This window comes from Stenotrophomonas sp. DR822, from assembly GCF_019793815.1.
In the GTDB taxonomy this organism is placed as follows: domain Bacteria; phylum Pseudomonadota; class Gammaproteobacteria; order Xanthomonadales; family Xanthomonadaceae; genus Stenotrophomonas; species Stenotrophomonas indicatrix.
In genome coordinates, this window is the sequence record NZ_CP081826.1 from 2,461,491 (window position 1) to 2,477,967 (window position 16,477).

The 16,477-nt window shown below is 66.7% G+C and carries 19 protein-coding genes and 1 tRNA gene; 5 read left to right on the plus strand and 15 right to left on the minus strand.

Going from position 1 to position 16,477, the window contains the following annotated elements; all coding sequences use genetic code 11:
* Window positions 1-58: 58 nt before the first annotated feature.
* Entirely contained in the window at window positions 59-361 is a 303-nt protein-coding gene (locus tag K5K93_RS11400; protein WP_222387936.1) for a hypothetical protein, read from the plus strand.
* A gap of 89 nt (window positions 362-450) precedes the next feature.
* On the opposite strand, the gene K5K93_RS11405 is transcribed toward K5K93_RS11400, so the two are convergent.
* From K5K93_RS11405 to birA, 4 genes are all read right to left on the minus strand, one after another.
* Window positions 451-526, minus strand: a tRNA-Thr gene (locus tag K5K93_RS11405).
* Window positions 527-567: 41 nt separating this feature from the next.
* The gene (locus tag K5K93_RS11410) at window positions 568-1,401 is read right to left on the minus strand and encodes an SPOR domain-containing protein (RefSeq protein ID WP_222387937.1); all 834 of its coding nucleotides are present in this window, start codon (window positions 1,399-1,401) and stop codon (window positions 568-570) included.
* 9 nt (window positions 1,402-1,410) lie between these two features.
* The gene (locus K5K93_RS11415; protein ID WP_222387938.1) at window positions 1,411-2,142 is read right to left on the minus strand and encodes a type III pantothenate kinase; all 732 of its coding nucleotides are present in this window, start codon (window positions 2,140-2,142) and stop codon (window positions 1,411-1,413) included.
* Window positions 2,139-3,104: a bifunctional biotin--[acetyl-CoA-carboxylase] ligase/biotin operon repressor BirA gene (gene birA / locus K5K93_RS11420; protein WP_222387939.1), complete on the minus strand. Its 966-nt coding sequence runs from the start codon at window positions 3,102-3,104 to the stop codon at window positions 2,139-2,141. The genes K5K93_RS11415 and birA overlap by 4 nt, the downstream gene beginning before the upstream one ends.
* Window positions 3,105-3,247: 143 nt before the next feature.
* Here birA and K5K93_RS11425 point away from each other — a divergent pair, with 143 nt between their 5' ends.
* Window positions 3,248-3,523, plus strand: a complete 276-nt coding sequence (locus K5K93_RS11425) for a hypothetical protein (protein WP_093820751.1) — start codon at window positions 3,248-3,250, stop codon at window positions 3,521-3,523.
* Window positions 3,490-4,278 carry a M90 family metallopeptidase gene (locus tag K5K93_RS11430; protein WP_193600430.1) on the plus strand — a complete coding sequence of 263 codons (789 nt, stop codon included), beginning with the start codon at window positions 3,490-3,492 and terminating at the stop codon, window positions 4,276-4,278. Before K5K93_RS11425 ends, K5K93_RS11430 begins: the two co-directional genes overlap by 34 nt.
* 73 nt (window positions 4,279-4,351) lie before the next feature.
* Here the strand turns inward: K5K93_RS11430 and K5K93_RS11435 are convergent, their stop codons facing one another.
* The 5 genes from K5K93_RS11435 to dusA form a co-directional block, all read right to left on the minus strand.
* The gene (locus K5K93_RS11435) at window positions 4,352-5,776 is read right to left on the minus strand and encodes a sensor histidine kinase (RefSeq protein WP_032978238.1); all 1,425 of its coding nucleotides are present in this window, start codon (window positions 5,774-5,776) and stop codon (window positions 4,352-4,354) included.
* Between the two features lie 22 nt (window positions 5,777-5,798).
* Window positions 5,799-6,482, minus strand: a complete 684-nt coding sequence (locus K5K93_RS11440; protein ID WP_004136763.1) for a response regulator transcription factor — start codon at window positions 6,480-6,482, stop codon at window positions 5,799-5,801.
* Between the two features lie 72 nt (window positions 6,483-6,554).
* Entirely contained in the window at window positions 6,555-6,923 is a 369-nt protein-coding gene (locus K5K93_RS11445) for a hypothetical protein (RefSeq protein WP_025878314.1), read from the minus strand.
* A 10-nt stretch (window positions 6,924-6,933) separates the two neighbouring features.
* Window positions 6,934-7,077 carry a hypothetical protein gene (locus K5K93_RS11450; protein WP_222387940.1) on the minus strand — a complete coding sequence of 48 codons (144 nt, stop codon included), beginning with the start codon at window positions 7,075-7,077 and terminating at the stop codon, window positions 6,934-6,936.
* Window positions 7,078-7,135: 58 nt separating this feature from the next.
* The gene (gene dusA / locus K5K93_RS11455) at window positions 7,136-8,167 is read right to left on the minus strand and encodes a tRNA dihydrouridine(20/20a) synthase DusA (RefSeq protein ID WP_222387941.1); all 1,032 of its coding nucleotides are present in this window, start codon (window positions 8,165-8,167) and stop codon (window positions 7,136-7,138) included.
* A gap of 146 nt (window positions 8,168-8,313) precedes the next feature.
* Between dusA and K5K93_RS11460 the strand changes: the two genes are divergently transcribed.
* Window positions 8,314-8,892, plus strand: coding sequence for a hypothetical protein (locus K5K93_RS11460; protein WP_222387942.1), 579 nt, complete (start codon window positions 8,314-8,316; stop codon window positions 8,890-8,892).
* 57 nt (window positions 8,893-8,949) lie between these two features.
* On the opposite strand, the gene K5K93_RS11465 is transcribed toward K5K93_RS11460, so the two are convergent.
* From K5K93_RS11465 to K5K93_RS11490, 6 genes are all read right to left on the minus strand, one after another.
* A complete protein-coding gene (locus K5K93_RS11465) occupies window positions 8,950-11,352 on the minus strand; it encodes a peptidoglycan-binding protein (RefSeq protein WP_222387943.1) in 2,403 nt (800 codons plus the stop codon).
* A 41-nt stretch (window positions 11,353-11,393) separates the two neighbouring features.
* The gene (locus K5K93_RS11470; RefSeq protein WP_099844663.1) at window positions 11,394-11,984 is read right to left on the minus strand and encodes a lysozyme inhibitor LprI family protein; all 591 of its coding nucleotides are present in this window, start codon (window positions 11,982-11,984) and stop codon (window positions 11,394-11,396) included.
* Window positions 11,985-12,113: 129 nt separating this feature from the next.
* Entirely contained in the window at window positions 12,114-12,731 is a 618-nt protein-coding gene (locus tag K5K93_RS11475; RefSeq protein ID WP_222387944.1) for a lysozyme inhibitor LprI family protein, read from the minus strand.
* Window positions 12,732-12,795: 64 nt separating this feature from the next.
* Window positions 12,796-12,981, minus strand: a complete 186-nt coding sequence (locus K5K93_RS11480) for a hypothetical protein (protein ID WP_222387945.1) — start codon at window positions 12,979-12,981, stop codon at window positions 12,796-12,798.
* Window positions 12,982-13,190: 209 nt separating this feature from the next.
* Window positions 13,191-13,646 (minus strand): hypothetical protein, encoded by a 456-nt coding sequence (locus tag K5K93_RS11485; protein WP_222387946.1) that lies wholly within the window; start codon window positions 13,644-13,646, stop codon window positions 13,191-13,193.
* A gap of 103 nt (window positions 13,647-13,749) precedes the next feature.
* A complete protein-coding gene (locus K5K93_RS11490) occupies window positions 13,750-15,210 on the minus strand; it encodes a SulP family inorganic anion transporter (RefSeq protein ID WP_222387947.1) in 1,461 nt (486 codons plus the stop codon).
* 209 nt (window positions 15,211-15,419) lie between these two features.
* Here K5K93_RS11490 and K5K93_RS11495 point away from each other — a divergent pair, with 209 nt between their 5' ends.
* Window positions 15,420-16,400 (plus strand): cation transporter, encoded by a 981-nt coding sequence (locus K5K93_RS11495; protein ID WP_222387948.1) that lies wholly within the window; start codon window positions 15,420-15,422, stop codon window positions 16,398-16,400.
* The last annotated feature ends 77 nt before the right edge of the window (window positions 16,401-16,477 follow it).

Genomic DNA, 16,477 nt, shown 5'->3' on the forward strand with positions numbered 1-16,477 from the left:
GTGGACGTAAGAACTGCACGACGCCGTCAGCTGGCTTCAGGCGTACAGGAAAGAGCGGATGGACGCCCATCGCCGGCCCACGCCGATCAACCCGGAACAGCGGCGCCTGATCGTCACAGAGTCGGACCCCCTGAGCAAGTCGGCTCTGGACAGCGCCTGGCAGGGGTTGATCCGACGTGCCATATCCGAGGGAATCATCGACAGGGAGAGCCGCTTCGCGCCTCACAGCCTGAAACATCGGGGCATCACCGACAGCGGGGACAAGGCATCCGGTGGCCACATGACCGAGGCCATGCGACAGCTCTACGACCATTCTGTACCAGTGGTGAGCGCGGCCGTGAAACCAAAAAAGAAGGGCTAATTTTACCGGCGGATGCCAAAAGGCCAGCGCAATGCGCTGACCTTCTTCGTTGAAACGCCTGAATTCAAGGCGCTTCGGCGATTCCTCTGTGGTGCCGCTTATCCGAATCGAACGGATGACCTACTGTTTACAAGACAGTTGCTCTACCAACTGAGCTAAAGCGGCACGGGGTGAAACGCCGACGGCAGCGCCGTGGTTTGGGAATTCTAGCGCAGTCGCGTGCATTCCAGCGACCGTTGCTGCGCGGCACCGCTGCGCTGCTGCGCCTGGGCCGGTTCGCTGCCGGTGGCCAGCTGCCCTTCCAGCCACCATTGGCCGGCATCACCACTGGCCACCAGGCGCGGCTGGAAGCCGGCGGCCTGCACCGCGGCCATGCGCCGTTCGGCGCCCTCGCGGTTGCGGTACTGGCCCAGCGCAATGGCGTTGGCCTCGTCGCCCTGGCTGATGATGTAGTAGTCGCTCAGCCCAGCAGCGACGATGCGCTTGACCGTGGCCTGCGCGTCATCGCGGCTGGCGGCGGCGGGCAACAGCACGCGGTAACGGGCACTGCCGCTGGCGGCGGGCTGCTCGCGCAGGCGCACCTGGCTCAACAGGTTGCCCGCACGGCTCTGCGCAGCGGTGGCAGCGGCGCGGTCGGCGAACGGGCCCAGCGCCAGGCAGCGCGGCGGTACGGCCGGGGCTGCGGGTTTCTCAGCCACCGGTTCGGGCGCTGGCTTGGCGACGGCGGCCATCGGCTCAGGCGCCTTCACTGGTTCGGCGGGCTTGCCGGGTGCTGCAGGTGTCGCCGCTGCCGGTGCGGGGGCAGCGGCCACGGCGGTAGCCGGCGCTGCCTCACGCTCCACCAGTGCTTCAGTGGGTGCCGCGGCCGAGGCCTGCGCGGCCACGGCCGCATCGGTGCCACCGGGCAACCAGCGCAGCTCGGCCACGCCGGTCGGGGGCGGTGGCAACGGCGCGCGCGCGGGTTCATCGCGCAACAGCCACCAGGTGGCAACACCAAGATTGAGGATCGCCAGCACGACGATCAGGGCACGGGTCAGCATGCGCCGATACTAGCCTGCGGGCTGGTGCACCGCCCAGCGGGCGAGGCCATCCAGCACCAGCGAGGGGTGATAGTCGGCGCCGTCCAGCAGCGGCATCAGCGCGGGTGCGCCCCCGCCATGCACCAGCAGCGACGGCATGACGCCCAGCAGCGCCTGTGCCTGGCGGGCGCTGCGTTCAACCAGCGCCACGGCGGCACCATCGCAGCCGGAGGCCAGCGCATCGGCGGTGTCGTTGGCGAATTCGCTGTAGTCACCGCCGCTGGCCGGCAGCTGCACCGCGCGCGCATGCAGCGCCTCGCGCATGGTGGTCGGCGAGGCGGAAATGCGTCCACCGTGGTGCTGGCCGTTGGCATCGAGCAGGTCGATGGTCAACGCGGTGCCGACACCGACCACCAGCACCGGCCGCTGTGCCTTGGCGGCAGCCAGCAGCGCCAGGAAGCGGTCGACACCGAATTTTTCCGGCTTGGCGTAGGCAATGCGTACGCCTGCACACTGGGCACTGGTGCGCACCACATGCACGTGCTCGAAGCGGCGCTGCAGCTGATCCAGCATCGCGCTGGTCAGCGACGGCGCGGCGACGCTGGCCACAAACGCGGTGCCGCCACTGGGCAGGCTGTGCGGCGGTTGCCCGGCCAGGCCTTCGGCGCCATGCGCCCAGGCCTGCACATCACCGGCACGGTCTCCCTGCAACGGCGCGAACTTGAAGCGCGAATTGCCCAGATCGAACAACCAGTCGCTCATGCTTTTCTCACACTGACTTCGCCGGCATGCAGCAGGCGCTCGCGGCCATCGATACGCACGCGCAGCGCGCCATCGTCAGCCAGGCCGAGCGCGGTACCGTGCTGCCATTCGCCATCCAGCTGCACGCGCACTTCGCGCCCGGCCAGCATGTCGAACGCTGCGTAACGCGGCAGGAACGGCGCCAGCCCTTCCCGGTCGAATTCCTCCAGCGCCGGCAGCAGGCGTGCCAGCACCGCGGCCACCACCGTGTTGCGATCCACCGATGCGCCGGCCAGTGTGTCCAGGTCCACCCACGGCTGGTTGATCTGTTCGGCGAAGGCCGGCGGCATGTGCACGTTGATGCCGATGCCGATCACTGCACGCGCCGGGCCGGCGTATTCGCCACCACCCTCGGCCAGCAGGCCCACCAGCTTGCGGCCATCGACCAGCACATCGTTCGGCCACTTCAGCTGCGCCTGCGTGTAGCCCAGGTCGTGCAGGGCTTCGGCCACGGCGACGCCGGCGACCAGGCTCAGCCCGGCCAAGCGGCCGAGGCCACCCTCGAACAGGCGCAGCACCGACAGATACACATGCGCGGCCAGCGGCGACGCCCAGGTGCGCCCTCGACGGCCACGGCCGCCAGTCTGGCGCTCGGCCAACAGGACGCTGACACCGCGCTGGGGCGCGCTGCATCGCAGCAATTCGGCGTTGGTGGAGTCCACCGTCCAGGCCACCTGCAGGTCGTGCAGCAGTGCTGCGGCCTCCTTGGGCAGGCCGGCGCGGATGGCCCCGGCGTCCAGCAGGTCGACCGGCCGGGTCAGCCCGTAGCCCTCGCCTGCGCGCCCTTCAACCTCGACGCCGGCGGCCCTAAGCCCTTGAATTCGCTTCCAAATGGCGGCCCGGGTCTGGCCCAGCTCACGGGCCAGGGCGTCGCCGGACAGGCGACCGGCAGCGAGTTTGGCCAGCAATTGGCGATCGTCCACGGCAGCTTCCACAAGGTCAGGACGGAATTATGCGGGAAACCCGCCAGCGGCGCCCGCCGGCCCCGGTTCCGCCGGGCTTCCAATCTGGCGCCGGGTTCGGGCTAGAATCGGGAACTCACCTTCCCTTAACGTGGATGTCGTCAATGCGCCGTTATGCCCATTGCCTGATCCTGCTGACGATGCCCTTCGCGGCGTCTGCCACAGCAGCGCTTGATGACAACCGTGGCGCCTGCGTCTATTCCGCCAGCGATGCAGCCTCGCAGCGCACACCGACAAACGCGCCGACAGCGACGGCCGCAAAGCCGGCACCGGTACGTCCGGCCGCCGCGACCAGCAGCGGTGGTGGCGGTGACGACGATGTACTGCAGCGCATCCGTGCGCCGAAGTGGCACAGCTACCTGCCGGGTATGTTCCGCTGATCAAGTCGTTGCTGCAGTGGCTGCGGCCCGCGCCGCGGCCGATCGAAGACGCACACTGGAACGATGCCTGCCACCGCGCAGCGTGGTTGCGCGGCCTGGACGACGAACGGCATGCACGCCTGCGCGCGCTGACCACGCGCTTCCTGCATGAGAAGACCATCTCCCCCATCGGCGACCTGCAGCTGCAGCCGGCCGATGGCGTGCTGCTGGCCGCACTGTGCTGCCTGCCGCTGCTGGAGTTCGGCGAGGTGGGGCTGGAAGGCTGGTCGCAGCTGATCGTCTACCCCGATGCGTTCCGCGTGCATCGCAGCCACATGGATGCCGCCGGCGTACTGCACGAGTGGGATGACGAGCTGATCGGCGAGTCGTGGGACAGCGGTCCGTTGATTCTTTCGTGGGCCGATGTGCAGGCCGATTTGGCGGCACCGCATGAGGGTTACTGCGTGGCCGTGCATGAAATGGTGCACAAGCTGGATGCACTCGACGGTGCGATGGACGGCACGCCGCCGTTGCCGCGTGCATGGCAACGCGAGTGGGCTGCCGACTTCCAGAGATCGTACGACGCGTTCTGTGCGCAGGTGGATGCCGGCGTGGAAACACGGATCGATCCGTATGCGGCCGAGGCGCCGGAAGAGTTCTTCGCGGTCGCCAGCGAGTACCACTTCTCTGCGCCGGACCTGCTGGCCGAAGCGTTGCCGGAGGTGGCTGCGCATCTGCGGCGGTTCTATGGTGAGCCGCCGGCAATGGTCGGGTGATTCATCCGTCCGCCGGGCATGGCCCGGCGCTACCCGAGGGTCTACGTCGACCGGATCGGGTTGCAACGGATCGTTACGGCCCCGGCGGCAGCCGCACTTCGAAACGGGCGCCGCCCAGTTCGCTGGAACGGGACACCTGCAGCTCGCCGCGGTAGTCCTTGATCAGGTCCTGCACGATCGACAGGCCGATGCCGTGGCCCTGTACGCGCTCATCGCCGCGCACGCCTCGCTGCAGCACCTTGCCGATGTCCTCCGGAGCAATGCCCGGGCCATCGTCATCCACCGCCAGCAGCAGACCGGCGCGACGCGCATTCGGCGCCGGCAACGGTTGCGCGGTCAGCAGCACGCGGCGCTTGGCCCACTTGAACGCGTTCTCCAGCAGGTTGCCCAGCAGCTCCTGCAGGTCACCTGGTTCGCCGTGGAAGCGCGCGGCCGGGTCGATGTCGAATTCGCACAGCACGCCCTTGGACGCGTAGACCTTCTCCAGGCCGCGCACGATTTCCTCGGCGTTGGATTCGATCGGCAGCGGTGCCGAGAACAGCTTGTGCCCCGACGAGGCCGCGCGTGCCAGCTGGTAGGACACCAGGTTGTTCATGCGCTGCAGCTGCACGTCCAGCTCTTCGCGCAGGGCGCCATCGCCGGCGCCGCTGTCCATCTGCGTACGCAGCACCGCAATCGGCGTCTTCAGGCTGTGCGCCAGGTCGGCCAGGGTGTTGCGCTGGCGTTCCAGGTTCTCACGCTCGCCCTCGATGAAGGCATTGATGCTGTCGGTCAACGGCTCAAGCTCGCGCGGGTGGCGCTCGCTCATGCGCTCGGTCTCGCCGCGCTGGACCTTGGTCAGTTCGGTGATCACCCGCCGCAACGGGCGCAGGCTCCACTGCAGGATGACCGTCTGCAGCAGCAGCAGGATCAGGCCGATGCCGCCCAGGTAGAACCAGACCCGGCTGCGGAACACGCGCAGCTGCGCACCCAGCGCGCGCGAGTCTTCCATCACGTAGATGGTGTATGGGAATTCGGTGGCGGGGTCGGCGTCGGCATCCCACACCAGGCCCAAGCCGTAGCGGTACACCGAGCCCTGGCTGCCGTCGATCTGGATCATCGGCAGCGGGCCTTCGAACACTTCCTGGCGCGGGGCCAGCAGGCCACCGCCGACGGTGGGCAGCATCGGGCCTTCGGCGGACATCGAATTGCCCTTGCCGTCGGGCATGACGACCTGCAGGTACAGGCCGCTGCCGGGCACGTCGAAACGCGGATCCGGCGGCTGCTCGCGGATGTACAGCGAGCGGTCGCGGGTGAAGTCGATGCCGGCCGCATAGGCGGTGGCATAGTTCTTCAGGCGCTCGCGCAGGTTCGCCTTCGCCGTATCGGCGAAGGCGGCATCAAGCGCGTAACCGGCCAGGGCCAGGAACGCGACCAGACCCACGGACGCGGCGAACATCTGGCGCGCCTGCAGAGAGCGCGGCCGCCAGCGTCGGAAGAACCACAGACGGCCGGACATCGTTTATCGCCTGCTGAAGGCCTCAGCCCTCGTTGCGCGGAATCGCGAAACGGTAGCCACGACCGCGCACGGTCTCGATCGGCTTCAGTTCGCCATCCGGGTCCAGCTTCTTGCGCAGGCGGCCGATGAACACTTCCAGCACGTTCGAGTCACGATCGAAGTCCTGCTGGTAGATGTGCTCGGTGAGGTCGGCCTTGGAGACCAGTTCACCGGCATGCATCATCAGGTACTCCAGCACCTTGTACTCGTAGCTGGTGAGGTCGACATTGCTGCCGGCCACGCTGACGGTCTGCGCGGCCAGATCCAAAGCAACCGGACCGCATTCCAGGGTCGGCTTGCTCCAGCCGGCGGCGCGGCGCAGCAGCGCGTTGACGCGGGCCAGCAGCTCTTCCACATGGAACGGCTTGACCAGGTAATCGTCGGCGCCCTGCTTCAGGCCCTCGACCTTGTCCTGCCAGCTCGAACGCGCGGTCAGGATCAGCACCGGGAACTTCTTGCCTTCGTCGCGCAGGGCCTTGATCAGCTCCATGCCCGACATCTTGGGCAGGCCAAGGTCGATGATGCCGACGTCGAACGGCACTTCGCGGCCCATGTACAGGCCTTCTTCGCCGTCCTGCGCTGCATCGACGGCAAAACCTTCGCGCTTGAGCCGGGCTGCCAGGGTCTCACGCAGCGGGGCTTCGTCTTCGACCAGAAGGATACGCATGAACTCTCCCTAGTGTGCTGGGTGCGGCCCGGAGGCCTGTGGGTACGGGTTGATAGCGACAACTATCCCTGTTCAGGGGTTATCGCCGCGTAGTGATGACATATCCGACCGCGGCGTGCGCGGCTGTGAACGTGCCGGGGCGGGGTCGTCCATGTAGCGGACCCGACCGCGGTCGTCCATGTATTTGACCCGGTTGATGTCACGACCATCGAACGGCACACGCTCGGCGCCCAGGATGTGGCCACCGGTGGTGCGCTGCACGCGGCGCACGGCATCGGACAGCGAGCGCTCGTTGCTGGCGCCACGGCCTCCACGCTCCATCATTTCTGCGCGCCCCTGTTCCCGCTGCGGGTCCTGCGCCAGCGCCGAAGACAGCGGGGCAGCCGCCAGGACCACGCAGGTGGCCAGGGCAATACAGCGGTGGAAGGGAGCGGAAGACATCGATGCGATCCTAGCCGAGCACGGCGATTCGTTCAAAAGTCGTAAATCCGGGCACCGGAATGAAACCCGGCGTTTTACAAATCTTTTGCAAATTCTTGGTTTCGGGCAGTGAATCCGGTCTGAACTTTTCCAGATGCTCCAGACCGCTGTTCATCTAAGTGAACATTCGGGACGAAACGGCCGCCCTTGTCAAGTCAGGAATGTGACTGACGTCACGCAGCGGCGCGGTCGGCTTCGCGTTCGGTGACTGCCAGCGCCTGCTCGACCAACATCCAGTCGGCACCGGGGCGATGGGCGCCCTCGCTCAGCACCTGGCGGAATGCGCGGCCGCCGGGCTGGCCGTGGAACAGGCCGAGGATGTGGCGGGTGATGTGCTTGAGGGCCAGGCCCTCGCCCAGGCGGGCTTCGATGTACGGGCGCAGGGCGCGCAGCAGCTCGCCGCGCGGACGCAGCGGCGCGCCGGTCTGCAGCGCTTCCAGCTGATGCAGCAGGTAGGGGTCGTGGTACGCCGCGCGACCGAGCATGACGCCATCGACGTGCGCGGCCTGCGCCTGCACCGCCTCGATGCTGGCCAGGCCACCATTGAGCACCACCGGCAGTGCCGGGCGCTCCTGCTTCAGCCGGTAGGCCCAGTCGTACTTCAACGGCGGAACCTCGCGGTTCTCCTTCGGCGACAGGCCCTTCAGCCAGGCATTGCGGGCGTGCACCACCACCATCGCGGCGCCGGCCTCGACCTGGCGGTCGACGAAACTGGCGAATACCTCGTAGTTGTCGTCCTCGTCCACGCCCAGGCGGCATTTCACCGTCACCGGGATGTCCACTGCCTCGACCATGGCCGACACGCATTCGGCCACCAGCACCGGCTCGCGCATCAGGCAGGCGCCGAAACGCCCGGCCTGCACGCGGTCGGACGGGCAGCCGCAGTTGAGGTTGACCTCGTCGTAGCCCCAGTCGGCGGCGATGCGCGCGGCCTGCGCCAACAGGGCCGGATCGCTGCCACCGAGCTGCAGTGCCAGCGGCTGTTCGCTGGCATCGAAACCGAGCAGGCGCGGGCGATCGCCATGGATGACCGCATTGGCGTGCACCATTTCGGTGTACAGCCGCGCACCCGGCGCCAGCAGGCGGTGGAACACCCGGCAATGGCGGTCGGTCCAGTCCATCATCGGGGCGACGGACAGGCGCAGGGAATCGGCGTAACGGGCGGTGGCGGACGTCATCGGGCGGTTGATCGTGGAGACTGGCATTGCCAGTGAGATCAATAGTTTACACCGGGCGGATGAATGGCGGCGGGCAGCCGGGGATGCAGGCCGGGTTGCCGCTGCCGCCCTTGCGTGGGGATACTCGGTACGCGAGTTCCTGTTGCACCGCATCTGTTGGAAGGGAAGCCACAATGAAACCGACTGCATCCTCGCTGGCGGGCTCTGGCCTCGCCTGCCTCACCCTGCTGACGGTGCTGGCCTTGGGCAGTGGTTGCAGCAGCGTCCGCGACACGCGCCTCGCGGAGATCAAGCTCGGCCCACGATGCGACTTCACCGAAGGCGCCACCTTCGACAACCGGCCGTCCTACCTGTCGGCAGGACAGGAAAATGCGCCCATCGGCGCGCTTTCCAGGCTCTTTGGCGTCTACAACAAGGACATCCACCAGGTCACGATCCGCCAGGAGGCGAGCCGGCTGGTGGCCCGCTTCCATGCCGCCGACGGCACCGGCATCGAGGCTGCAGGCAGCGCTTCCAGCAAGAGCTACAGCGCCGAAGGAGAACAGCTGGTCATCAACCGGTGGTCATCGTGCAAACCGGGCGAGGCCGGCGCCGGCTGCGTCTGGTCGCGCGTGGAACTGTCCTGCACGGTGGAAAACGACCTGGTGGTGAAGCAGGTGGACGGAGGCGCAGTCCTGCTGGCCCTGATCATCCCGATGGGCCAGCGCAGGACCCAGTTCGGGGTGTACCGGCGGGTCGACCCTGCAGAATGAATCGACAGAAGGCCCCGGGGCGTTGGGCCCGGAGACTTCGGCCACAGTGCAGCAGGCTTACAGGCCGCGGTTGCGCACCTGCTCCTGCTGCTGTTCCTGCACGCGTTGGTTGAACTGGACATCCAGTTCCTCGGTCTGGCGGGTGCTGGCCTCGACCGACTGCGACACGGCCTGTCGGCTGTCGACGAAGGTGCGCTGCGCAGCCGGGTCGCCGACATTGCCCTGCACGGCGAACAAGCCGCTGCCATCGGGGCGTGCGACCACATGGTCGATCTGGCGCATGCCGGCGACCTTGCTCTCGTAGGCCAGCTGGCCGGCGGCGCGTTCGGTTTCCTGTGCATTGGCGAACAGCGGGCACAGGCCAGCCTGCACGCGCTGCTGCTGCAGCTCCTGTAGTTTCTCCAGGGCCTGGTTGAAGCGCGGATTCTCGGCATGCGAAGGATCGCGCATGCTGGGCGCTGCCGGTGCGGTCGGTTCGGCGCGTGCCGGGGCGGCGGCGGTCTGCGCGCCGGCTTTCACTGCGGCCGGGTCGTCCAGGCGCGCCAGGGTCTGGCGGCCGGCCTTGCCATCCTGCTCCAGGCCGTTGTTGGCCTGGAATTGCTTGACCGCTGCCAGCGTGTCCTTGCCGAAGATGCCATCGGTACCCAGCGCCTTGCCGTCGGCGGCGGTGTAACCCAGCGCGGCCAGCTTGCCCTGCAGCGCCTTGACCTCATCGCCGCGTTCGCCCTTCACCAGCATGCCGTCGGCCATCGGCGCCTGCTGCGTGGCGCGTGCGGCCTGCGCTGCTTCCGGCCCCTGCGCGAGTACCTTGCCGCCGAGGGTGATGCGGTCGTTGAGCATGTCGCCGAGGTAGCGGCGGAACTGCGCTGGCTCCACTTCGATATGCGCGTGCACCGGTTTGCTGCCGGCGTTCGACTGCTGGATCAGCGGGGCGCCGTACTCGACGAAGTCACCGTTCTTGTAGGGCGACGTGCCGGCGGCGCCGTGCAGCACCTGGCCTACCAGCTCACGGCGCGGATCGCCGGCCGGGTGGCTGTAGAGGCTGATCGAATTGGTCGCGTCCTTGTTGAACTGCGCGTAGCCGGCCACCGGGTTCGGAATCATCACATCGCGACTGCCCAGGCGATCGGTGAGGATCAGGTCCTTGCGCACCAGCGGAATGTCATTCTTGTCCTCACGTGTACGGATGTTCTCCATCTCGCCTTCGACCATGCCCGATTGGCGGTCGGCCTTGCGGGCATCGCCGGTGCGCACGGCTTCGGCATTGGTGTTGGGGTGATGGATCTTCAGTTCGCGATAGGCCGTTTCGCCACTGATGCCGTGGGCCAGCGTGCGGTTGCTGGTGACATTGCCGTAGGGCTCGATCACCGTGATGCGGCCGCCACCGGGGGCGGCCGCCAGCGGCGCACCATCCGTAGAGGGCGCCTTCGGCTCGTGGCGTTCTGGCGAGGGTACCGATGGCGGTGCCGGTGTCTGTGCGGGTGGGCGAACCCCGGCGTTCAGTGCAGACAGCGTGTCACGCCCCGCCTTGCCGTCTTCTTCCAGCCCATGCGCCTTCTGGAACTGACGCACCGCGTGGTAGGTATCGCTGCCGAAATCGCCGTCGGGCTTCAGCACCTTGCCATCCACACCGGTGTAGCCGGCCTGCGCCAGCTTCTGCTGCAGCGCGAGCACTTCATTGCCGCGTTCGCCCTGCACCAGCACACCGTCGGCCATCGGTGCACGTGCCGGGCGCGCGGCGGACTGACGATGCGCCGGCTCGCCGAACGCCTGTTCGTAGGTCTTGCCCCGGTACGGCTGCGGGTCGTGGTTGATTTTGTCGTAGCGCGCCAGCGCAACCCGCTCGGACTTTTCATTGAGCGTGCGCTCGCGCAGCGAATCCCACTGCTTGGGCGAGCTCTCGAAATGGCGCTGGACGTTGGCGTGCTTGTAATCCTGCACGGCCCGGACAATCTGCTCGTCACTCAGATCGGACAGCTTGTAATCATCACCATAGGCTTGTTTCAGGCCATTCTGGAATACACCACGGGTCATGTTGCGATACTGCACCGACGTGCTCCACAGCGCGTCCTGCACGGCAGGGCCGCGACCTTGCAGGTCCACGCCGACCTTCTTCAGGCGATCCATCTGCACGTCGTAATACTGGTGCTGGATGAAATCGTGCTGTTCCTGGGCGAAGCCCTTTTCGTCGCGTGCGGCCACCGCTTTCCAGCGCTCGCTGAAGGCCTCCGTCGCAGGCTTCAGGCCGTGGAACTGGTCCGCATAGCGGGACGACTTCAGGTACTCGTCCACCCCGCCAACGGCGCTGGCGAACTGGTAGCTACCATAGGACACGCCGCCATGGTCACCCTTGCCCGAGGAAATCCAGCCTGGACCACGGTTGTCGGTTTCAAAACGGGCGGAGGTCTGGCCGCGATGCCAGTGTTCCATCGCCTTCCTTGCGTCGGTCACTACATCCATGTCGAAGGACTCCTCTCAGTTGGCAATGCGGTGGATTGAGGTCACTTGCTCCGTGCAGCGGCCTGCAGCTGGTCAACGCGGTTGGCCACGCGGTTGATGCGGCACGACTGCGCGTCCAGCCTCTGGCCCTGGCCATCGGTTTTGGGATCCCAGCGGCAATGGCGATTGGTGTCCGACCACCAGGCAGCCTGCGCATCCATCCAGTCATCCTTGGCCTTGCTGTCGGGACTTGCCACGACACCGGCAACGATCTCGGCCAAGCGGTCTTCCTGGTAACTCAACTCCTCGTCGCCACATGCCTGCAGGCGTGCTGTCACCGCTTCGCTGGCGTCCACGCAACGGGTGTACGCAGGACGCAGGTTGGCCTGGGTGTAGGAGGCATCGGGCAGCGGCGCGGGAAAGTCATCGGCATCCGCGTCGGCATCTGCGGCTGTAGTTGCAGGCGTCGCGCTGGCCGGTGTCGATGTGGCTGCCGGTGTGGGCTCATCTGCGCTGGCGGCAGCGGCAACCGTGGCGCTGTCGGCCGAAGGGGCCTGGCAGGCGCCCAGCAACAGGCACAGCACCAGCGCAATTCCGCGTCGGATTTCAAAGGCGGATCGATCAATGCGCGCAGGCGCGCTCAAGGCTTGCATTGCTTGCTTCTCCCTGGTGAGTCGCCGGGTGGGTCGGCAAAGAGGAGCCGTCCATCGGACCCATCACGGTGAGGATGCTACGCCAGCGAAGAATGCCGATGCCTGACTGAATTCAGGTTTCAGCTGACATCAACGGCGCTCGCGCGCCTGCAGTTCCACCGCGCGGTTGGCGTAGCGGTTGATGAGGCACGACTGCGCGTCCAGCGCCTGGCCCACGCTCTCTGTAGCCGGGCTGCAGCGCTTGTCGGTGTCCTCGGCCCAAGTGGCCTGTTCGTCCATCCAGCGGTCCTTGGCCGGACTGTCGGGGCCGTTCATCAGGCGCGCCACTTCGGCCTGCAGCTGCGTCTGGTGGTAGGCCAGCTCGGTATCGCCGCAGGCCTGGATATGGTCGTTCATGCCACGGGCCTGCTGCACACAGCGGATGAATTCCGGTCGAAGCGTTGCCTGGGTGTAGGAGGTATCGGGCGGGGCGCTCTGCGCCATCAATGCGTCGGCACGGTTGGCCACGCGGAACAGGCGGCACTCCTGTGCCTTCTGCAGGTCATCCACACCGGCATTGGTCGGAGCGGCGCAATGACGGTCGGTATCGCTGCGCCAGGTCACCTGGGTGGCAAGGAACGCCTGCTTCGCAGCAGCGTCGAGCCCGGTAACAGTCTTGCTGGCACCCTCCTGCAGGCGCCCTTCCTGATAGGCCAGTTCATCCTTGCCGCAGGCCTGCAGCTTGCCCGCATCCTCCACGCCATCCACGCACCAGCCATAAGCAGGGCGCAGGCGACCGTCCGTGTAGGACGCATCGGGGTACCCGGAGGAATCACCAGACGCTGGGTTGGGGGTCGCTGCCGGCGCTGCCGCGGCGAGCGGAACCGGCAGCGGCCGCCGCTTCGGCCGATGCCGGGGTAGAAGGCGCCTGGCACGCGGTGAGCGCCAGGCACAGGGCCAGCACCTTCCAGTACCGACGGCCGGAGGCGATCTGTTCATTGCCCCCATGGGCATCCATTGCCTGCATTGCTTGCATCTGCCTTGCGTGTGGCCAGCGGGTGCCGGCCGGGAGGGTCCGTCCATCGGCCCCGATCACGGTGCAGATCCTACGACAGCGGCGGTTTCAGATGGCTGACTGGATTCAGCCTGCGCGGGCGGCGTCGCAAAAGCTTGACGCGACCAACTTTGGCGGGCGGTGGCCTGCTGCGACCGGCCACCACCGCTCCATCACAGTTCGTTGGGCCGATCAGGCTGCACGATCGGCGCGTGCGTTTCGTAATCGGTCTGCTTCCAACCGCCCCCAGCCTCCCCCGCACCCCACTGGAATGTCCAGGTTTCCACGAAGCCACCGGGAAGCTCATTGGTGATGGTGATCTTCTCACCGGCAGCACCCGAGGCCGGAAGCGGAACGGGAGGGGCCACTGCGACAGAGGCCCGCGCATCGGAGGGGAGCCGGCGCTGCTGCACCGTAATCGTGCCCAGCTCCATCGTCCGCCGATCCGCATCCGGGATGCTGTCCAGCCACCGTGCGATCGCCGCCGCCTCAGCGGTTCCTGCGCGGTGGTGGGACACATGTTCGATGATGACGCGGGGCGAGGTCGCAACCGCAATGGGCGATAGCGCCGTCAAGCCAAGCCCCAGTGCGGAGTACAGAAGTGCCGGAAACACACGTACTTCGATCATCTCTCGTCCTTTTCCGATCTGTGCCGAATGCACGAAATCACAGTGCATCCGGTGAAGGCGGGCCTCAATCAGAAAACTTGCAGACGAAAACAGCAAGCGTCCATCAGTGCGCGCTGCTCCTGCCCCCCACCTGTTCGATCAGCGTCTGGCTGGCGGCATTGAGGCCGACAACACTGACCTCGGCACCATGCGCGGCCAGCTTTTCCTGCGCGCGTTGCAGCGCAGCCACGGCAGTCAGGTCCCACAGATGGGCATCACGCAGGTCGATCTGCACTTTCGACGTCACGTGCTGGTAATCGAACGCCGCACCCAGCTGCCCGGCGGAGGCGAAGAATACCTGGCCGCGCACGCGGTAAACCTGCATGTCCATGTCCGCAACGTCTTCGCGTTGCACGTCGAGCATGCGGCCCACCTTGCGGGCGAAGAACAGGGCAGACAACAGCACGCCGCTGAGCACACCCTTGGCCAGATCGTGGGTGGCCACAGTGACGACCACGGTCAACAGCATCACGGCCGACGAGCTGCGCGGATGCGTGCGCAGGTCGCGCAGCGAGCGCCAGCTGAAGGTGCCGATGCTGACCATGATCATCACCGCCACCAGTGCGGCCATCGGGATCTGCCGCACCAGGTCGCTGCCGTATACCACCAGCACCAGCAGCAGCACGCCAGCCACCAGGCAGGACAGGCGGCCTCGCCCACCGGAGGTCACGTTGATCACCGACTGGCCGATCATCGCGCAGCCGGCCATGCCACCGAGGAAACCGGTGACCGTGTTGGCCAGGCCCTGGCCGACGCACTCGCGGTTGCGCTCACTGGGCGTCTCGGTGATGTCCTCGACGATCTGCAGGGTCATCATCGATTCGAGCAGGCCGACCACCGCCAGGGTGGCTGACACCGGCAGCAGGATGCGCAGCGTTTCCCAGGTGAAGGGCACATCGGGGATGAGGAAGTACGGCAGGCTGTCGGGCAGCTGGCCCATGTCGCCCACGCTGCGTACATCGATGCCGAAGCCGATGACCACGGCGGTGAGCACGATGATCGCCACCAGCGGCGAAGGCACTGCGCGGGTGATGCGCGGCAGCAGGTAGATGATCGCCAACGCGGCAGCGCACAGCACGTACACGGTGGGGCCGCGGCCGATCAGCTCGGGCATCTGGGCCAAGAAGATCAGGATCGCCAACGCATTGACGAAGCCGGTGATGACCGAGCGCGAGACGAAGCGCATCAGCGAGCCCAGCTTGAACACGCCGGCCAGCACCTGCAGCAGGCCGGCCAGGATGCTGGCGGCAAACAGGTACTGCAGGCCGTGGTCACGGACCAGGTCGACCATCACCAGCGCCATCGCGCCGGTGGCGGCGGAGATCATGCCGGGGCGGCCGCCTGCCATCGCGGTGATGACGGCAATGGAAAAAGCAGCGTACAGGCCGACCTTGGGGTCGACGCCGGCGATCAACGAGAACGCGATGGCTTCGGGAATCAGCGCCAGGGCGACGACGGTGCCGGACAGCAGATCACCACGAAGGTTGCCGAGCCATTGCTGGCGCAGGGGATAGGACGTTTGCATGGGAAAACTCCGCACACACGCGGGCGAAGCCACGTGGCGCTGCAGTGGAAGGACGCGGGTTCCTGAGCCGGTTGGGCCGGCTGCCAAGGGGCGGCAAGGGTCAGGGTGGCGTGGTCACTGCAGTGCGTCGTCGGGGAGCGTGGAAGGGGCGCAGTCTACGGGAACATCCGCCGCCGGGGTAGCGAGGCGCCTTCTGGAAGCAGCGGAGCATGGCTGCGCTCTACAATCGCGGCATGACCACTGACCGACCGCACTTCTTCAACCCGGCAACCGAGCAGGGTGTGCTGCGGCTGTCCATTGCCGCTTCGCTGCTGCTGGCGGCTGCCGCAGTGGTATTCGGCCTGCTGGCCAATTCATCGCTGATCATCTTCGATGGCATCTACGGCCTGATCGACGTGGTGATGACATGGCTGTCACTGCTGGTCGCGCGGCTGATCGCGCTGTCCACGCAGACCGATGCGTTGCAGTCACGACTCAACCAGCGCTTCACCATGGGCTTCTGGCACCTGGAGCCGATCGTGCTGGGCGTGAGCGGTACGTTGATGATCGGTGCGGCGTTGTACGCACTGGTCAATGCAGTCGATGCGCTGATGTCGGGTGGGCGACAGATCGCGCTTGGCCCGGCAATCATCTTCGCGGCACTGTCGATCGTGGCTGAAAGCGCGCTGGCGTGGTTCGTGCTGCGTGCGAACCGTCGCATCGGTTCGGAGTTCATCGCACTGGATGCGAAGAACTGGGTGATCGCCGCGAGCATGTCGGCCTGCTACCTGGCTGCTTTCCTAGGCGGTGTGCTGGTGCACGACACGTCGTGGGCATGGGTGGGGCCGTACATCGATCCGGCCATCCTCGCCTTCGTCTGCGTGCTGGTGATGATCGCGCCATTGGGCACCGTGCGGCGCGCGCTGGCCGGGATCCTGCTGGTCACTCCGCCCGAACTGCAGGCGCATGTGGATGCGGTGGCGCGGGCAATCGTTGCAAAGCATGGCTTCGTCGAGCACCGCAGCTACGTGGCGCAGGTGGGCCGGGGCGAGCAGATCGAGCTGTTCTTCGTGGTGCGTGAGGATGATCCGCCGCGGCCCCTGCTGGAGTGGGATCACCTGCGTGACGAGATCGGCGATGCGCTGGGCGAATCGTCGCCGGACCGCTGGCTGACCATCATGTTCACTACCGACCGGGAATGGACGATCTAGGCCCGGCGGACGATCCGTCAAGTTTTGCAGACGAACTGTCACCCACCGTCTGCAAAATCCGGGCAAAGTAGGCTCCA